The organism is Rhodovulum sp. P5 (genome assembly GCF_002079305.1).
In the GTDB taxonomy this organism is placed as follows: Bacteria; Pseudomonadota; Alphaproteobacteria; order Rhodobacterales; family Rhodobacteraceae; genus Rhodovulum.
The window spans coordinates 734,701-752,603 of the sequence record NZ_CP015039.1; the positions used below are offsets into that span (position 1 = coordinate 734,701).

General features: G+C 67.6%; 7 protein-coding genes. 3 read left to right on the plus strand and 4 right to left on the minus strand.

What is annotated here, in order from left to right:
• Positions 1-33 precede the first annotated feature (33 nt).
• Entirely contained in the window at positions 34-1,632 is a 1,599-nt protein-coding gene (locus RGUI_RS03695) for an ABC transporter substrate-binding protein (protein ID WP_081531812.1), read from the minus strand.
• Positions 1,633-1,800: 168 nt separating this feature from the next.
• On the opposite strand from RGUI_RS03695, the gene RGUI_RS03700 reads away from it, so the two are divergent.
• Together RGUI_RS03700 and RGUI_RS03705 are read left to right on the plus strand one after the other, a co-directional pair.
• Positions 1,801-2,568, plus strand: coding sequence for an SDR family oxidoreductase (locus RGUI_RS03700; protein ID WP_081531813.1), 768 nt, complete (start codon positions 1,801-1,803; stop codon positions 2,566-2,568).
• Between the two features lie 9 nt (positions 2,569-2,577).
• Positions 2,578-3,438 (plus strand): VOC family protein, encoded by an 861-nt coding sequence (locus tag RGUI_RS03705; protein WP_081531814.1) that lies wholly within the window; start codon positions 2,578-2,580, stop codon positions 3,436-3,438.
• A gap of 111 nt (positions 3,439-3,549) precedes the next feature.
• On the opposite strand, the gene RGUI_RS22425 is transcribed toward RGUI_RS03705, so the two are convergent.
• Positions 3,550-12,177, minus strand: coding sequence for a calcium-binding protein (locus RGUI_RS22425; protein WP_081531815.1), 8,628 nt, complete (start codon positions 12,175-12,177; stop codon positions 3,550-3,552).
• Entirely contained in the window at positions 12,123-12,461 is a 339-nt protein-coding gene (locus tag RGUI_RS22035; RefSeq protein WP_081531816.1) for a hypothetical protein, read from the minus strand. Before RGUI_RS22035 ends, RGUI_RS22425 begins: the two co-directional genes overlap by 55 nt.
• Between RGUI_RS22035 and RGUI_RS22040 the strand changes: the two genes are divergently transcribed.
• The gene (locus RGUI_RS22040) at positions 12,451-12,699 is read left to right on the plus strand and encodes a hypothetical protein (protein WP_081531817.1); all 249 of its coding nucleotides are present in this window, start codon (positions 12,451-12,453) and stop codon (positions 12,697-12,699) included. The two genes, RGUI_RS22035 and RGUI_RS22040, sit on opposite strands and share 11 nt — an antisense overlap.
• Before the next feature lie 133 nt (positions 12,700-12,832).
• Here the strand turns inward: RGUI_RS22040 and RGUI_RS03725 are convergent, their stop codons facing one another.
• Positions 12,833-17,776: an S-layer family protein gene (locus RGUI_RS03725; protein ID WP_081531818.1), complete on the minus strand. Its 4,944-nt coding sequence runs from the start codon at positions 17,774-17,776 to the stop codon at positions 12,833-12,835.
• Between the last annotated feature and the right edge of the window lie 127 nt (positions 17,777-17,903).

A 17,903-nucleotide genomic window follows, 5' to 3' on the forward strand; every position in this document is an offset into this window, starting at 1 on the left:
AGGCGCGTGACGCGCCCGGCCCCGATCAGCGGATCACTGGTCGAGCCAGAGATCGTACCAGCTGGAAGAATTCCACCGTGGCGTATTGTGGTGGTTCACCAGCCTTTGCGAGGTCACCGAGATAAAGGGATGTTCGATCGCGAAAATGACCGGGATCTCTGCCATCGCCTTGGCCTGGATCTCGTGATAGCGCGCGGCCCGCTTTTCGGGGTCAAGCTCCGCCTGCGCGGCATCGATCATCTGGTCCATCTCGTCGGACTGCCAGCCGAACTGGTTCGACCAGGGCGTGCCTTCGGGTGAGCCGGAGCGCAGCCAGACCATCGTCGAGACCGCCGGGTCGGACCGGAACTGGTGCCAGCCATTGGCGGTGTCGAAGTCGTGGTCGCGATAGACCCCGTTCAGGAAGCCCGGCGCATCATTCGTCAGGATCTCGACATCGATGCCGATCTCGCCCATCGCCTGCGCGAAATACTCCGCCCACAGTTGGGTGTATTCGCCCCAGGGCGCGGGGCGGTGGCGCAGCTTGAACCGGATGCCATCGTCGCCCGCCGGATAGCCCGCCTCGTCCAGCATCTGCTTGGCCAGTTCCGGATCATAGGGATAGGTCGGCACATCGTCGGTATAGTTCACGCCACCCGCAGACGGGATCGGGCCGCGGCCCGGCTTGGCAAAGCCGCGCATGATCGTGTCGATCGCATAGTCGATATCCAGCCCGTGATAGATCGCCTGCCGCACCTTCAGATCGGCGAGGATCGGGTTGCGGTGATTGAACTCGACGGTGGAGTGGGCAACGTTGTTCTCATACCCCTTGGTGCCGACATCGAAACCGTTCATCTCCGAGAACCGCTCGATATCGGCCATCGAGACACCGTTGAAGCCGGATTCGTGGATCTCGCCCGCCTCGATCGCGGCGGCGGCGGCCGACTTGTCGGGAATGAAGCGCCAGACGATCCGGTCGAGATAGGGATAGCCATCGCCCCGCCAATACGTGTCGTTCCGCTCCGCGATCACATACTGGCCGCGCTGGTATTCCACGAACTTGAACGGGCCCGTCCCGACGGGGGCGGTGTTGTGCTTGTTCTTCATGATATCCGTGCCCTCGTACAGGTGCTTGGGCACCGGATGGCCGAGATCGGGCATCGCCGCGACGAACAGGTTCAGCGGCATCGGCTGCGAATAGTTGAAGACCGCCGTGTAATCGTCTGTGCAGTCAACGGATTCCAGGTATTGTTGCAGGGTCGAGGAATAGTTGAGCTTGGTCTTCCAAAGCTCCATCGCCGAAAACGCGACGTCTTCGCAGGTGAACGCCTCTCCATCATGCCAGGTCACGCCCTCACGCAGCGTGACGGTGATATGCAGGCCATCCTCGGTCGTGGACCAGTCGGTCGCCAGCACGCCCACCGGCCCGTCATAGGTCTTGTCGATCAGGGGCTCCATGATCTTGCCGGTGATGTTGTACACACCGGTGGAGGCCCGAAGCGCGGGGTTCAGGATCCGCTGCTCGGACGGCATGTGAACGATGATGGTCCCGCCATGCTTCGGCTCCTGCGCCGTGGCCATGCCACCGGCCAGTGCCGAAATGGCCGCCCCCACCAGAAGCCATCCGCGCGTTGCGTTGCTGTGCTTGCTCATGTCGCATTCCCCGTTGTTGTTTCGTCTCGGCCTTCTCGTCCCGGATGGGCGGGGCCGTGCAGTTCCCGCCTCAAGGAAGCGTCAAGCGGTGGAGCACGTCAACACTATTGCGCGCTTGTACCGGCGAGTTCGATTGCTCATGCTTCGTTTTGCCGGGGAATGGGGCGAATGCGTTCCGACAGGATGAAGAAATCAGTGTCAGAGACCATCACCAAATGCGCCTGGATCACCGGGGCAAGCTCGGGGATCGGGGCCGCAATGGCGCATGCCTTTGCCGGCGCCGGCTATTGCGTCGCGCTCACCGCCCGGTCGGATGAGGCGCTTCGGGCCGTTGCGGCGGAACTTGACCGGTCACCGGAAGAAATCCGGCTCTTTCCCGGCGACGTGACCGACCGCGCACGCATAGCGGCCATCGCGGCCGACATCGTCGCCTGGGCGGGCCGTATCGACGTGCTGTGTAACAATGCCGGGCTGAACGTGCCGCTGCGCCGCTGGGACCAGTTGGATTGGGAAAGCTGGGACCGGGTCATCGCGACCAACCTGACCGGCGCCCTGAACGTGATTGCCGCAGCCCTTGATCCGATGCGGCGCCAGAAATCCGGCGTCATGATCCACACCTCGTCCTGGGCGGGACGGTTCCATGCCGATGTCGCGGGCGTGCCCTATGGCGCGTCCAAGCACGCGCTGACCGATCTCAGCGCCAGCCTGAACGCGCAGGAGGGCGCCAATGGCATCCGTTCCACCGCGCTCTGCCCCGGCGAGGTGGCGACGCCCCTTTTGACCAAACGGCCGGGGTTCGACGCCGCACGCGCCGCCCAGGTCATCCAGCCCGAGGACGTGGCCGGCCTCGCCCTGCACGTGGCAGAGATGAACCCAAATGTCGCCGTGCATGAAATCACCTTGGCCCCGGTCGTCCGGCCCACATCCGAAACATGAGGAAAGCCCATGGAACATCCCGTCAAAGGCGTCGATCACGTTTTCCTGCTGGTAGAGGATCTGGATCGCGCGGCTGACGCCTATCGCCGCCTCGGCTTCACCCTGTCACCGAAGGGCCTGCACAGCGCGGCCAAGGGCACCGCGAATTACACGATCATGTTTCCCGACGACTACATGGAATTGCTGGGGATCGTGGCCCCGACCGAAGGCAATGCCGCCCGGCGCGCGGCGCTGGCCCGCGACGGCGAAGGGCTGCAGGCCGTGGCCTGCCGCATCGCCGATGCCGACGCCGCCAAGACTGCACTGGAGGCCATGGGGATCGGCGTTGAAACCGTGGGGCATTTCGAACGTCCCGTACCGCTGCCCGCTGGCGGCACGGCGCCTGCGGCCTTTGCCACGCTGCCATTTTCCGCCGACGAGCTTCCCTTCGGCACGATCTTCATGTGCCAGCACAAGACGCGCGACACCGTGTGGCTGCCGGAACTGCTGACCCATCCGAACGGCGCCTGCGGATTGGCCGAGATCCTTGCCACAAGCGCAGATCCCGCCAAGGCCGCGGCGCAGATCGCGCGGCTGTTCGCCGATGGATCGGTGACGGGGGTCGAGGGCGGTTGCCGTGTCGAAACCGGCGTCAACTCCGCCCCGATCACCTGCCTGACAGCAACGGCGCTTGCCGCGCGCTTCCCCGGCCTTGACCTGACGGGCCTGCGTGTCGAGGGCTTTGCCGGGCTCTCCCTCTATTCAAGCGACCTTCAAAAGACGGCGTCCTGCTTGAAGGGGAACGGCCTGACACCCGCCGCGACCGAACAACGGATCGCCGTGCCACCGGCGTCATGCGCCGGGGCGGTGCTTGAATTCGTCGCGAAATGACAGAACCGGGCGGCCAATCACGGGCGCCGCGGCCGGGTGTCTGATCGTTCCTTCCGCGAAGATCGCCGCCCAGCCGACACCTCGGCAGATGGGCTGACCGCCAGCGTCGCCTTACCAGTTCAGTTGTTCGATGCCGGTGAACGAAACCGTTCCGCCCCCGTCGAAGACGATGGTACCCGCGGCATCCTGGCTCAGCACCGCCACGCCGTCCGAATCACTTAGGATCGAGGACCCGCCGTCGATCGTCGCGACCCAGCCATCGCCGATGATGTCCTGCCCGGACACGGTGGCGGTGCCGCCCGCGCTGCCCAGGTCGATGATATCGGTCCAGCTTACGCCGCTGCCGCCAGCGATGGTGTCGTCGCCCATCGCGGCCATCGCATAGAAGACGTCCGATCCATCGCCGCCCGACAGAACGTCGGATCCGCTGCCCCCATCGATCGTGTCGTCGCCCGAGGCACCGTTGATCGTATCGTTGCCATCCCCGCCCGAGATATCGACCCCGGTCGTATTGGCATTGCCATTGAAGACGTCGTCACCCGACCCAAGCCGGAGTGCCTCCATCCCGTAGAAGCTGGCCGAGGAAGACCCATCGGTAAGCGTGCCGTCGGTATCGTTGCTGAACGACACGGTCAGGTCGTCCGTCACCGCAGAGGCATCGATCACGTCCCAATCCGTCCCGGTCGATACGCTTTCGCCGCCCCGAATGGTGTCGAAGCCGAAGCCGTTCTCGATGATGAACGTGTCCTCGTCCTCTTCGCCGTACATGGCATCGTTGCCGGTCCCGCCGATGATCGTGTCCATGCCGTAGCCGCTGTAAACCGTGTCGTTCCCGGTGCCGGCGTCGATATAGTCGTTGCCGGAGTCGTGAACCAAGCCTTCGTCATCAAGGCTGTCGTCGCCGTCACCGCCATAGACGACATTGTCCCCTTCGAAGAAGAAGATCGTGTCGTTGCCCGCGCCGCCATAGATCGTGTCGTCTTCATCCCCGCCGAGGATCGAGTCCGCCCCGTCGCCGCCATCCAGATACAGGCCCGAGATGTCGGCGGTGGCATCGATGGTGTCGTTCGCCGTACCGCCGATGATGCCCTCGATATTCTCGAAGGTGACGCTGTTGGCGCCCGACGTTGCGGTGCCGTCTTCCGAGAAGGTGAAGGCGACATTGACCGACGAGGTGATCGCACTGAAGTCGAGGACATCGTTGTCGCCGGTGCCGGTCCCGTCCCATTCATCGCCAAAGACGGTATCGACGCCCCACGCCCCCGAGAATTCGAACCGATCGTCGCCTGCACCACCGGCGATGGAGTCGTTGCCGGTGCCGCCGTCGATCGTGTCATCGCCGTCGCCGCCCTCGATGGTGTCGTTCCCCGATCCCCCGACAAGCGTGTCGACCCCGGCGCCGCCGATGATGCTGTCGGCCCCCGCGCCGCCGTCGATGTCGCCGCCATCCGCGTGGGCCGTGATGGTGTCGTTGCCCGTGCCGCCGGTGATCGAGGTCTCCGCCACCCCGGTGTCGGTGAAATTCACCCCGCCATCGGCCAGCGTGATATCCTCGGCGACATCGTCGATCCCGATCGTCACCGTCGTGACCGGTGTATAGGAAATCCCGTCGGTGCCGCGGAAGTAATAGGTCTGGCTGCTCGCCGTCTCGTAATCGAGGGTCGCGCCCGCCTTGACCCAGATCTCGGCGCCCACGAACTCGAAATCATCCACCGTGATCGCGGTGCCGCCCGCATCGGTGAAGAAATAGCTCGTCGCCTCGCCATTTTCGCCGGTGGTCGACACGGTGACGGCGATGGTCCCCGCAACGGCGTCTTCGTACACCGACCCTGTTCCCGCCTCGGCATCGATCGGGTTGGCCGCGGCAAGCGCCGCCGCCTCGGCACTGATATCGGCCAAAACGTAAGATGTGCCGTTGAAGACGAAGGTTTCGACATCATAGACCATGTCCGTCCCTTCGTTGTCGCCGCCAATGGCGCGAAGGTCGGTGATCTGCATCGCGCCACCGCCCAGATCGACAAGGTCGTAATCGCTCAGATCGCCGCTATAGACAGCCGTATCAAGGCCCGCGCCACCATAGATCACGTCGTTGCCGACGCCCCCGGTCAGCGTATCGTTGTCGTCGCCCCCTTCCAGCGTATCGGCCCCGCCATTGGTGACCGAGATCATTTCGACCGGGGCCGAAAACTCATCGGTCTCGAAGGCATAGCCGGTGCCGCCGCCCCGGCTGGTCACCGTCATCGCCATCGAGGTCAGGCCGTCGAAGCTGACCGTCGCCCAGTATTCCTCGTCCACGCCCAGACCGCCGGTCGCCCCGGGGCTGCTGATCTGGAAATCATCGCCCAGATCGGTCACCGAGATTTCCGTCGCCGGCGATTTCGAAACGGAAACCGTCGTGGCGGCCTCCTTCGAGATGGTGACCGACTCTTCCGGATCGTCGATATCCTTGAAGGTGAACGCACTGTCGAGCTTGACCACCTCGCCCGTGTCCTGGTCGAAAAACTCGATCAGGATCTCGGCCGTTTCCCCGGCATCGCTCTGGTTGTTCCGGTTCAGATAGACCTGGAACCCGCTGGCATTGCCAAGGTCGACCTTCATGTCCGGATCCGAGATCGACACCAGCGTGATCTTGGCCTGTACCGTGATGCCGTCATCGGTCACGCCGACATTGTCATAGACCACGTAGTCCCCGACAGCGACGTTCTGCCCGCCACCCGCCGAGATCTCGGAATAGTCGAAGGTAAAGCCGTCAAGCGCATGGGCCCCGGCCGCGCGGCCCGGATCGGCGCCGTCCAGCACGTCGTCCCCCGTGCCCCCGACAAGGGAGTCGTCGCCCGACGCCCCGTACAGGTTGTCATCGCCGTCACTGCCGACAATCGTGTCATCCCCGGTGTCGCCGGTGATCGACAATTCCGTCACGCCCGCATCGGTGAAGGCGGTTGCGCTGGCATCGACGGTCAAGACCTCCGCCGCGTCCTCCAGGGTGATGGTGAAGGATTCGTCATAGGTCGCACCCTCCCCATCCGTGGCGGTGACCGTGACCGTCACGGTGCCGGGATCGGTCTCGTAATCGAAGCTTTCGGTATCCTTCAGCTTCAGCGTGTCGCCGACGACCTCGAAGCGGGCATCGTCGACCGACCAGGCGACGCTGTCCCAGCTGTCGGGATCGGTGACGGTCAGGGTGCCGACCGTCGCGCCCGCGTCGTTCTCGGTGACGCTGCTGGCCGACAGCGCGATGTCGGTCGGCGCGTGGTTGAGCGCGTCCGCCAGCGCGTGGCTGCCATCGTCGAAGACCAGCGTTTCGATGCCCGAGACCAGATCGGTCCCGTCCGGCCCGTCGACGGTGTAGGTCCCGTCGCCGTTGTCGGTGATCGTGTACTGGTCCCGGTTGCCCGAGAAGATCGCGGTGTCACTGCCGCCCGCGCCGATCAGCGTGTCGTCCCCGGCCCCGCCGGTCAGGGTGTCGTCGCCCGCGGCGCCCACAAGGCTGTCCGCCCCGGCCCCGCCGTCGATGTCCCCGCCATCCGCATGGGCGGTGATCGTGTCGTCGCCGGTGCCCCCGGTGATGGAGGTCTCCGCCACGCCCGCATCGGTGAAGACCACGCCCCCATCGGCGAGTGCCAGGTCTTCGGCCACGTCGCCCACGGTGATCGTGAAGGCCTCGTCATAGGTTGCGCCTTCGCCATCGGTCGCGGTGACCGTGACGGTGACATTGCCGGCCTCGTAGTCCAGGCTGTCGCCGGCCTTCAGCTTCAGCGTGTCGCCCACGACCTCGAACCGGGCATCGTCGACCGACCAGGCAACGCTGTCCCAACTGTCGGGATCGGTGACGGTCAGGGTGCCGACAGTGGCGCCCGCGTCATTTTCCGTCACCGAACTGGCCGAGAGCGCGATGTCCGTCGGGGCGTGGTTGAGCGCATCGGCGAGCGCATGGCTGCCGTCGTCGAAGACCAGCGTTTCGATGCCCGAGATCAGGTCGGTCCCGTCCGGGCCGTCGACGGTGTAGGTCCCGTCGCCATTGTCGGTGATCGTGTAGGCGTCGCGATTGCCCGAGAAGATCGCGGTGTCCGTCCCATCCCCCCCCGCGATGGTATCATCACCCGCGCCGCCGGTGAGTGTATCGTCGCCCGCCGCGCCGACCAGGCTGTCGGCGCCAGCGCCGCCGTCGATGTCCCCGCCATCGGCATGGGCGGTGATCGTGTCGTCGCCGGTGCCGCCGGTGATGCTCGTCTCCGCCACGCCCGCGTCGGTGAAGACCACGCCCCCATCGGCGAGTGCCAGGTCTTCGGCCACGTCGCCCACGGTGATCGTGAAGGCCTCGTCGTATGTCGCGCCCTCGCCATCGGTCGCGGTGACCGTGACGGTGACATTGCCGGCCTCGTAATCCAGGCTGTCCCCGGCCTTCAGCTTCAGCGTGTCGCCCACGACCTCGAAGCGCGCATCGTCGACCGACCAGCTCACGCTGTCCCAGCTGTCGGGGTCGGTCACGGTCAGGGCGCCGACCGGGGCGCCGGCGTCGTTCTCGGTCACGGAACTGGCCGAGAGCGCGATGTCGGTCGGGGCATGGTTGAGCGCGTCCGCCAGCGCGTGGCTGCCATCGTCGAAGACCAGCGTCTCGATGCCGGAGACCAGGTCGGTCCCGTCCGGACCGTCGACGGTGTAGGTGCCGTCGCCATTGTCGGTGATGGTGTAGGCGTCCCGGTCGCCCGAGAAGATCGCACTGTCACTGCCGCCCGCGCCGATCAGGGTGTCATCGCCCGCGCCACCCGTCAGCGTGTCGTCGCCCGCCGCGCCGATCAGGCTGTCCGCCCCGGCGCCGCCGTCGATGTCCCCGCCATCGGCATGGGCCGTGATCGTGTCATCCCCGGTGCCGCCCGTGATGCTCGTCTCTGCGACCCCGATGTCGGTGAAGGCCACGCCCCCATCGGCGAGCGTCAGGTCTTCGGCCACGTCCCCCACGGTGATCGTGAACGCCTCGTCATAGGTCGCGCCCTCGCCATCGGTCGCGGTGACCGTCACGGTGACATTGCCGGCCTCGTAGTCCAGGCTGTCCCCGGCCTTCAGCTTCAGCGTGTCGCCGACGACCTCGAACCGGGCATCGTCCACCGACCAGGCGACGCTGTCCCAACTGTCGGGATCGGTGACGGTCAGGGTGCCGATGCTGGCTCCGGCATCGTTCTCGGTCACGCTGCTGGCCGACAGCGCGATGTCGGTCGGGGCGTGGTTGAGCGCGTCCGCCAAGGCATGGCTGCCATCGTCGAAGACCAGCGTCTCGATGCCGGAGATGAGATCCGTGCCGTCCGGCCCGTCGACCGTGTAGGTCCCGTCGCCGTTGTCGGTGATCGTGTAGGCGTCGCGATTGCCCGAGAAGATCGCGGTGTCGGACCCGCCCGCGCCCTCAAGCGTGTCGTCCCCGGCGCCGCCGGTGAGCGTATCGTCGCCCGCGGCGCCCACAAGGCTGTCGGCCCCGGCGCCGCCCGAAAGGTCCCCGCCATCCGCATGGGCGGTGATCGTGTCATCCCCGGTGCCCCCGGTGATCGAGGTCTCCGCCACGCCCGCATCGGTGAAGCTGACGCCCCCATCGGCGAGCGTGATATCCTCGGCCACGTCGCCCACGGTGATCGTGAAGGCCTCGTCATAGGTCGCGCCTTCGCTGTCCGTCGCGGTGACCGTGACGGTGACGTTGCCGGCCTCGTAATCCAGGCTGTCGCCGGCCTTCAGCTTCAGCGTATTGCCGACGACCTCGAAGCGCGCGTCGTCCACCGACCAGCTGACGCTGTCCCAGCTGTCGGGATCGGTGACGGTCAGGGTGCCGACCGTCGCGCCCGCGTCGTTCTCCGTCACGCTGCTGGCCGAGAGCGCGATATCCGTCGGGGCGTGGTTGATCGCATCGGCCAGCGCGTGGCTGCCATCGTCGAAGACCAGCGTTTCGATGCCGGAGATGAGATCCGTGCCGTCCGGCCCGTCCACCGTGTAGGTCCCGTCGCCATTGTCGGTGATCGTGTAGGCGTCGCGATTGCCCGAGAAGATCGCGGTGTCACTGCCGCCCGCGCCGATCAGGGTGTCATCGCCCGCGCCGCCGGTGAGCGTATCGTCGCCCGCCGCGCCCACAAGGCTGTCCGCGCCCGCCCCGCCGTCGATGTCCCCGCCATCCGCATGGGCGGTGATCGTGTCATCGCCCGTGCCGCCGGTGATCGAGGTCTCCGCCACGCCCGCATCGGTGAAGACCACGCCCCCATCGGCGAGCGCCAGGTCTTCGGCCACGTCGCCCACGGTGATCGTGAAGGCCTCGTCATAGGTTACGCCTTCGCCGTCGGTCGCGGTGACCGTGACGGTGACGTTCCCGGCCTCGTAGTCCAGGCTGTCCCCGGCCTTCAGCTTCAGCGTGTCGCCCACGACCTCGAACCGGGCATCGTCGACCGACCAGGCGACGCTGTCCCAACTGTCGGGATCGGTGACGGTCAGGGTGCCGACCGTCGCGCCGGCGTCGTTCTCCGTCACGCTGCTGGCCGAGAGCGCGATGTCGGTCGGGGCGTGGTTGAGCGCGTCGGCGAGCGCGTGGCTGCCATCGTCGAAGACGAGCGTCTCGATGCCCGAGACCAGGTCGGTCCCGTCCGGGCCGTCGACGGTATAGGTCCCGTCGCCATTGTCGGTGATCGTGTAGGCGTCGCGATTGCCCGAGAAGATCGCCGTGTCGCTGCCGCCCGCGCCGATCAGGGTGTCATCCCCGGCCCCGCCGGTCAGCGTGTCGTCGCCCGCGGCGCCGATCAGACTGTCCGCCCCGGCCCCGCCCGCGATGTCCCCGCCATCGTCATGGGCGGTGATCGTGTCGGCGCCGGTGCCGCCGGTGATGGAGGTCTCCGCCACGCCCGCATCGGTGAAGGCGACACCCCCATCGGCGAGCGTCAGGTCTTCGGCGACGTCGCCCACGGTGATCGTGAAGGCCTCGTCATATGTCGCGCCTTCGCCATCGGTCGCGGTGACCGTGACGGTGACGTTGCCAGCCTCGTAATCGAGGCTGTCCCCGGCCTTCAGCTTCAGCGTGTCGCCCACGACCTCGAAGCGGGCATCGTCGACCGACCAGGTCACACTGTCCCAGCTGTCGGGATCGGTGACGGTGAGCGTGCCGACCGTGGCGCCCGCGTCGTTCTCGGTCACGCTGCTGGCCGACAGAGCGATATCCGTCGGGGCGTGGTTGAGCGCGTCCGCCAAGGCGTGGCTGCCATCGTCGAAGACCAGCGTCTCAATGCCGGAGATCAGGTCGGTGCCGTCCGGCCCGTCGACGGTGTAGGTCCCGTCGCCATTGTCGGTGATGGTGTACTGGTCCCGGTCGCCCGAGAAGATCGCCGTGTCACTGCCGCCCGCGCCGATCAGCGTATCATCGCCCGACCCGCCGGTCAGCGTATCGTCGCCCGCCGCGCCGATCAGGCTGTCCACGCCCGCGCCGCCCGAAAGGTCCCCACCATCGCCATGGGCGGTGATCGTGTCGTCGCCGGTGCCGCCGGTGATGCTCGTCTCCGCCACGCCCGCGTCGGTGAAGCTGACGCCCCCATCGGCGAGCGTCAGGTCTTCGGCCACATCGCCCACGGTGATCGTGAAGGCCTCGTCATAGGTCGCGCCCTCGCCGTCCGTCGCGGTGACCGTGACGGTGACATTGCCGGCCTCGTAATCCAGGCTGTCCCCGGCCTTCAGCTTCAGCGTGTCGCCGACGACCTCGAACCGCGCGTCGTCGACCGACCAGGCGACGCTGTCCCAGCTGTCGGGATCGGTGACGGTCAGGGTGCCGACCGTGGCGCCGGCGTCGTTCTCCGTCACGCTGCTGGCCGAGAGCGCGATATCCGTCGGGGCGTGGTTGAGCGCATCGGCGAGCGCATGGCTGCCATCGTCGAAGACCAGCGTTTCGATGCCGGAGATGAGATCCGTGCCGTCCGGCCCGTCCACCGTGTAGGTGCCGTCGCCGTTGTCGGTGATGGTGTAGGCGTCCCGGTTGCCCGAGAAGATCGCGGTGTCCGTCCCGCCCGCGCCGATCAGCGTATCATCGCCCGACCCGCCCGTCAGCGTGTCGTCGCCCGCGGCGCCGACCAGGCTGTCCGCCCCGTCGCCGCCCGAAAGGTCCCCGCCATCGCCATGGGCGGTGATCGTGTCGGCGCCGGTGCCCCCGGTGATGGAGGTCTCCGCCACGCCAGCGTCGGAGAAAGCCACGCCCCCATCGGCGAGCGCGATATCCTCGGCAACATCGCCCACGGTGATCGTGAATGCCTCGTCATAACTGGCGCCCTCACCATCGGTCGCGGTCACCGTGACGGTGACGTTCCCGGCCTCGTAGTCCAGGCTGTCCCCGGCCTTCAGCTTCAGCGTGTCGCCCACGACCTCGAAGCGCGCGTCGTCGACCGACCAGCTGACGCTGTCCCAACTGTCGGGATCGGTGACGGTCAGGGTGCCGACCGTGGCACCCGCGTCGTTCTCGGTCACCGAACTGGCCGAGAGCGCGATATCGGTCGGCGCGTGGTTGAGCGCGTCGGCCAAGGCGTGGCTGCCATCGTCGAAGACCAGCGTCTCGATGCCGGAGATGAGATCCGTGCCGTCCGGCCCGTCGACGGTGTAGGTCCCGTCGCCATTGTCGGTGATGGTGTAGGCGTCCCGGTCGCCCGAGAAGATCGCGGTGTCACTGCCGCCCGCGCCGATCAGCGTGTCGTCCCCGGCCCCGCCGGTGAGGGTGTCGTCGCCCGCGGCCCCCACAAGGCTGTCGGCCCCGGCCCGCCCGAAAGGTCCCCGCCATCCGCATGGGCCGTGATCGTGTCATCGCCGGTGCCGCCGGTGATGGAGGTCTCCGCCACGCCCGCATCGGTGAAGCTCACCCCGCCATCGGCCAGCGCGATATCCTCCGCCACGTCGCCCACGGTGATCGTGAAGGCCTCGTCGTACGTTGCCCCCTCGCCGTCCGTCGCGGTGACCGTGACGGTGACGTTCCCGGCCTCGTAATCGAGGCTGTCCCCGGCCTTCAGCTTCAGCGTGTCGCCCACGACCTCGAACCGGGCATCGTCGACCGACCAGCTGACGCTGTCCCAACTGTCGGGATCGGTGACGGTCAGGGTGCCGACCGTCGCGCCCGCGTCGTTCTCGGTGACGCTGCTGGCCGAGAGCGCGATATCCGTCGGCGCGTGGTTGAGCGCGTCGGCGAGCGCGTGGCTGCCATCGTCGAAGACGAGCGTCTCGATGCCGGAGATGAGATCCGTGCCGTCGGGGCCGTCGACCGTGTAGGTCCCGTCACCGTTGTCGGTGATGGTGTACTGGTCCCGGTCGCCCGAGAAGATCGCGCTGTCGCTGCCGCCGGCGCCGATCAGCGTGTCATCGCCCGCGCCGCCGGTCAGGGTATCGTCGCCACCCGCGCCGGTCAGACTGTCCGCCCCGGCCCGCCGTCAAGATCGCCGCCATCGTCATGGGCCGTGATCGTGTCATCGCCGGTGCCGCCGGTGATGGAGGTCTCCGCCACGCCCGCATCGGTGAAGCTGACGCCCCCATCGGCGAGCGCGATATCCTCGGCGACGTCCCCCACGGTGATGGTGAAGGCCTCGTCATAGGTCGCGCCCTCGCCGTCCGTGGCGGTGACCGTGACGGTGACATTGCCAGCCTCGTAATCCAGGCTGTCCCCGGCCTTCAGCTTCAGCGTGTCGCCGACGACCTCGAAGCGCGCATCGTCGACCGACCAGGCGACGCTGTCCCAACTGTCGGGATCGGTGACGGTGAGCGTGCCGACCGTCGCGCCGGCGTCGTTCTCGGTCACACTGCTGGCCGAGAGCGCGATATCGGTCGGCGCGTGGTTGAGCGCATCCGCCAAGGCATGGCTGCCATCGTCGAAGACCAGCGTCTCGATGCCGGAGATGAGATCCGTGCCGTCCGGCCCGTCGACGGTATAGGTCCCGTCGCCGTTGTCCGTGATGGTGTACTGGTCCCGGTCGCCCGAGAAGATCGCCGTGTCACTGCCGCCCGCGCCGATCAGGGTGTCGTCCCCGGCCCCGCCGGTCAGCGTGTCATCGCCCGCCGCGCCGATCAGGCTGTCCACGCCCGCGCCGCCCGAAAGGTCCCCACCATCGCCATGGGCGGTGATCGTGTCGTCGCCGGTGCCGCCGGTGATCGAGGTCTCCGCCACGCCCGCGTCGGTGAAGCTGACCCCGCCATCGGCCAGCGCGATATCCTCCGCCACGTCCCCCACGGTGATCGTGAAGGCCTCGTCGTACGTTGCGCCCTCGCCATCGGTCGCGGTGACCGTGACGGTGACATTGCCGGCCTCGTAATCCAGGCTGTCCCCGGCCTTCAGCTTCAGCGTGTCGCCGACGACCTCGAACCGCGCGTCGTCGACCGACCAGGCGACGCTGTCCCAGCTGTCGGGATCGGTGACGGTCAGGGTGCCGACCGTGGCGCCGGCGTCGTTCTCCGTCACGCTGCTGGCCGAGAGCGCGATGTCGGTCGGGGCGTGGTTGAGCGCGTCGGCCAAGGCATGGCTGCCATCGTCGAAGACCAGCGTTTCGATCCCGGAGATGAGATCCGTGCCGTCCGGGCCGTCCACCGTATAGGTCCCGTCGCCGTTGTCGGTGATCGTGTAGGCGTCCCGGTCGCCCGAGAAGATCGCGCTGTCGCTGCCGCCCGCGCCGATCAGGGTGTCATCCCCGGCCCCGCCGGTCAGCGTGTCGTCGCCCGCCGCCCCGGTCAGGCTGTCCGCCCCGGCGCCGCCCGAAAGGTCCCCGCCATCCGCATGGGCGGTGATCGTGTCGTCGCCCGTGCCGCCGGTGATCGAGGTCTCCGCCACCCCCGCATCGGTGAAGCTGACGCCCCCATCGGCGAGCGCGATATCCTCGGCGACGTCCCCCACGGTGATGGTGAAGGCCTCGTCATAGGTCGCGCCCTCGCCGTCCGTGGCGGTGACCGTGACGGTGACATTGCCAGCCTCGTAATCCAGGCTGTCCCCGGCCTTCAGCTTCAGCGTGTCGCCGACGACCTCGAAGCGCGCATCGTCGACCGACCAGGCGACGCTGTCCCAACTGTCGGGATCGGTGACGGTGAGCGTGCCGACCGTCGCGCCGGCGTCGTTCTCGGTCACACTGCTGGCCGAGAGCGCGATATCGGTCGGCGCGTGGTTGAGCGCATCCGCCAAGGCATGGCTGCCATCGTCGAAGACCAGCGTCTCGATGCCGGAGATGAGATCCGTGCCGTCCGGCCCGTCGACGGTATAGGTCCCGTCGCCATTGTCGGTGATCGTGTAGGCGTCCCTGTTGCCCGAGAAGATCGCACTGTCGGACCCGCCCGCGCCGATCAGCGTGTCGTCCCCGGCCCCGCCGGTCAGGGTATCGTCGCCCGCCGCGCCGATCAGGCTGTCCACGCCCGCGCCGCCCGAAAGGTCCCCACCATCGCCATGGGCGGTGATCGTGTCGTCGCCGGTGCCGCCGGTGATCGAGGTCTCCGCCACGCCCGCGTCGGTGAAGCTGACCCCGCCATCGGCCAGCGCGATATCCTCCGCCACGTCCCCCACGGTGATCGTGAAGGCCTCGTCGTACGTTGCGCCCTCGCCATCGGTCGCGGTGACCGTGACGGTGACATTGCCGGCCTCGTAATCCAGGCTGTCCCCGGCCTTCAGCTTCAGCGTGTCGCCGACGACCTCGAACCGCGCGTCGTCGACCGACCAGGCGACGCTGTCCCAGCTGTCGGGATCGGTGACGGTCAGGGTGCCGATGCTGGCTCCGGCATCGTTCTCGGTCACGCTGCTGGCCGACAGCGCGATGTCGGTCGGGGCGTGGTTGAGCGCGTCCGCCAAGGCATGGCTGCCATCGTCGAAGACCAGCGTCTCGATGCCGGAGATGAGATCCGTGCCGTCCGGCCCGTCGACCGTGTAGGTCCCGTCGCCGTTGTCGGTGATCGTGTAGGCGTCGCGATTGCCCGAGAAGATCGCGGTGTCGGACCCGCCCGCGCCGATCAGCGTGTCGTCCCCGGCCCCGCCGGTCAGGGTATCGTCGCCCGCCGCGCCGATCAGGCTGTCCACGCCCGCGCCGCCCGAAAGGTCCCCACCATCGCCATGGGCGGTGATCGTGTCGTCGCCGGTGCCGCCGGTGATCGAGGTCTCCGCCACGCCCGCGTCGGTGAAGCTGACCCCGCCATCGGCCAGCGTGATATCCTCGGCCACGTCGCCCACGGTGATCGTGAAGGCCTCGTCATAGGTCGCGCCTTCGCTGTCCGTCGCGGTGACCGTGACGGTGACATTGCCGGCCTCGTAATCCAGGCTGTCCCCGGCCTTCAGCTTCAGCGTGTCGCCCACGACCTCGAACCGGGCATCGTCGACCGACCAGGCGACGCTGTCCCAGCTGTCGGGGTCGGTGACGGTCAGGGTGCCGACCGTGGCGCCGGCGTCGTTCTCGGTGACGTTGCTGGCCGAGAGCGCGATGTCGGTCGGGGCGTGGTTGAGCGCGTCGGCCAAGGCATGGCTGCCATCGTCGAAGACCAGCGTTTCGATGCCGGAGATCAGATCCGTGCCATCCGGCCCGTCGACCGTATAGGTGCCGTCACCATTGTCGGTGATCGTGTAGGCGTCGCGATTGCCCGAGAAGATCGCGCTGTCGCTGCCGCCCGCGCCGATCAGGGTGTCATCCCCGGCCCCGCCGGTCAGCGTGTCGTCGCCCGCCGCCCCGGTCAGGCTGTCCGCCCCGTCGCCGCCCGAAAGGTCCCCGCCATCGCCATGGGCGGTGATCGTGTCGGCGCCGGTGCCGCCGGTGATGCTTGTCTCCGCCACGCCCGCATCGGTGAAGCTGACCCCGCCATCGGCGAGCGTCAGGTCTTCGGCGACATCCCCCACGGTGATCGTGAAGGCCTCGTCATAGGTCGCGCCCTCGCCGTCCGTGGCGGTGACCGTGACGGTGACGTTCCCGGCCTCGTAATCGAGGCTGTCCCCGGCCTTCAGCTTCAGCGTGTCGCCCACGACCTCGAACCGGGCATCGTCGACCGACCAGCTGACGCTGTCCCAACTGTCGGGATCGGTGACGGTCAGGGTACCCACCGTGGCGCCCGCGTCGTTCTCGGTCACCGAACTGGCCGAGAGCGCGATGTCGGTCGGCGCGTGGTTGAGCGCGTCATCGAGGGCGCGTGTCCCGTCACCGAAGTCGAGCCATTCCACATCCGTGATGATGTCGGTCCCGTCGGGTCCGTCCACCGTATAGGTCCCGTCACCGTTGTCGGTGATGGTGTACTGGTCCCGGTCGCCGGAGAAGATCGCGGTGTCGCTGCCGCCGGCGCCGATCAGCGTATCATCGCCTGCCCCGCCGGTCAGCGTATCGTCGCCCGCCCCGCCCACGAGGCTGTCGGCCCCGGCGCCGCCATCCAGGTCGCCGCCGTCGTCATGGGCGATGATCGTGTCATCCCCGCTGCCCCCGGTGATCGAGTTCTCCGCCACGCCGGTGTCCCGGAAGACCGTGCCGGTGTCGGACAGGCGCAGATCCTCGGCCATGTCCTCCACCGTGATGGTGAAGGCCTCGTCGTAACTCTCCCCCGCGGCGTCGGTAGCGGTGATCGTCACGGTCACGGCGCCGGCCTCGTAGTCGAGGCTTTCGCCGGGTTTCAGCTTCAGGGCATCGCCGACGACCTCGAACCGCGGATCGTCCACCGCCCAGGTGACACTGTCGAACCTGTCGGGATCGGTGACGGTCAGGGTGCCGACCGTGGCGCCCGCGTCATTCTCGGCCACCGAACTGGCCGACAGCGCGATATCGGTGGGGGCGTGGTTCAGCGCCTCCTCGGACGGGCGCGCCGTGCCGCCGGGCCCCGCGACCCCGTCGACATCCTGCAGCGGCACCCGATAGGCGAGGCTGCCACCACCGCTGGTCGATCCGCCCCCGTCGCCGTGGAAAAGCGTCGACAGCAGGCTGTCGCCCGACTCCGCCAGGACGGTCACGGTGTCGGGGAGCGCCGTGCCGCCCGTGACGGAAAAGCTTGCCACATCGGTCCAGTCGACCTCGATGACCCGGTCGGGGGCGCCCGCGTCGCCCCCCGCGGCGGGCATCGAGACCAGCTCGAGCGTGGCGTTGCCGATATCGGGCGCGGCCACCCGCAACGGGCCCGTCGCGTCATCCTCTGCCAGCAGATCGCCCAGCGGCGCAAAGTCGTACCGCACCGTGCCCGACAGCGCCGCAAAGGTCGCCGCCTTGCCCGCGGCGATGTCATGCTCGCCGCTGCTGCGCAGATCGACCTTGTGCGACAGCCCCGGAACCGGCTCGCCATCGGCCTCCATATCCCGCAACAGCGCCCGCCAGCCGGATCGATCGACGATTTCCAGGGGACGCTCGGACTCGTTCTTCATGCTCGTTGACCCGCGAAACCGACCTCCGCGCACAAGGGGATCGAGCCCTCGACAGACGGCGACGTGATGGATTGAGTTGACACAGCCTATCGCCGCTTCCCGGCCGAAATTTGGAAAAACAAGGGCA

What these genes read in the sequence shown, in the direction of transcription:
- RGUI_RS03725 (WP_081531818.1), bottom strand. Translation starts at nt 17,776, where the DNA reads ATGAAGAACGAGTCCGAGCGTCCCCTGGAAATCGTCGATCGATCCGGC.
- RGUI_RS03695 (WP_081531812.1), bottom strand. Translation starts at nt 1,632, where the DNA reads ATGAGCAAGCACAGCAACGCAACGCGCGGATGGCTTCTGGTGGGGGCG.
- RGUI_RS03705 (WP_081531814.1), top strand. Translation starts at nt 2,578, where the DNA reads ATGGAACATCCCGTCAAAGGCGTCGATCACGTTTTCCTGCTGGTAGAG.
- RGUI_RS03700 (WP_081531813.1), top strand. Translation starts at nt 1,801, where the DNA reads ATGCGTTCCGACAGGATGAAGAAATCAGTGTCAGAGACCATCACCAAA.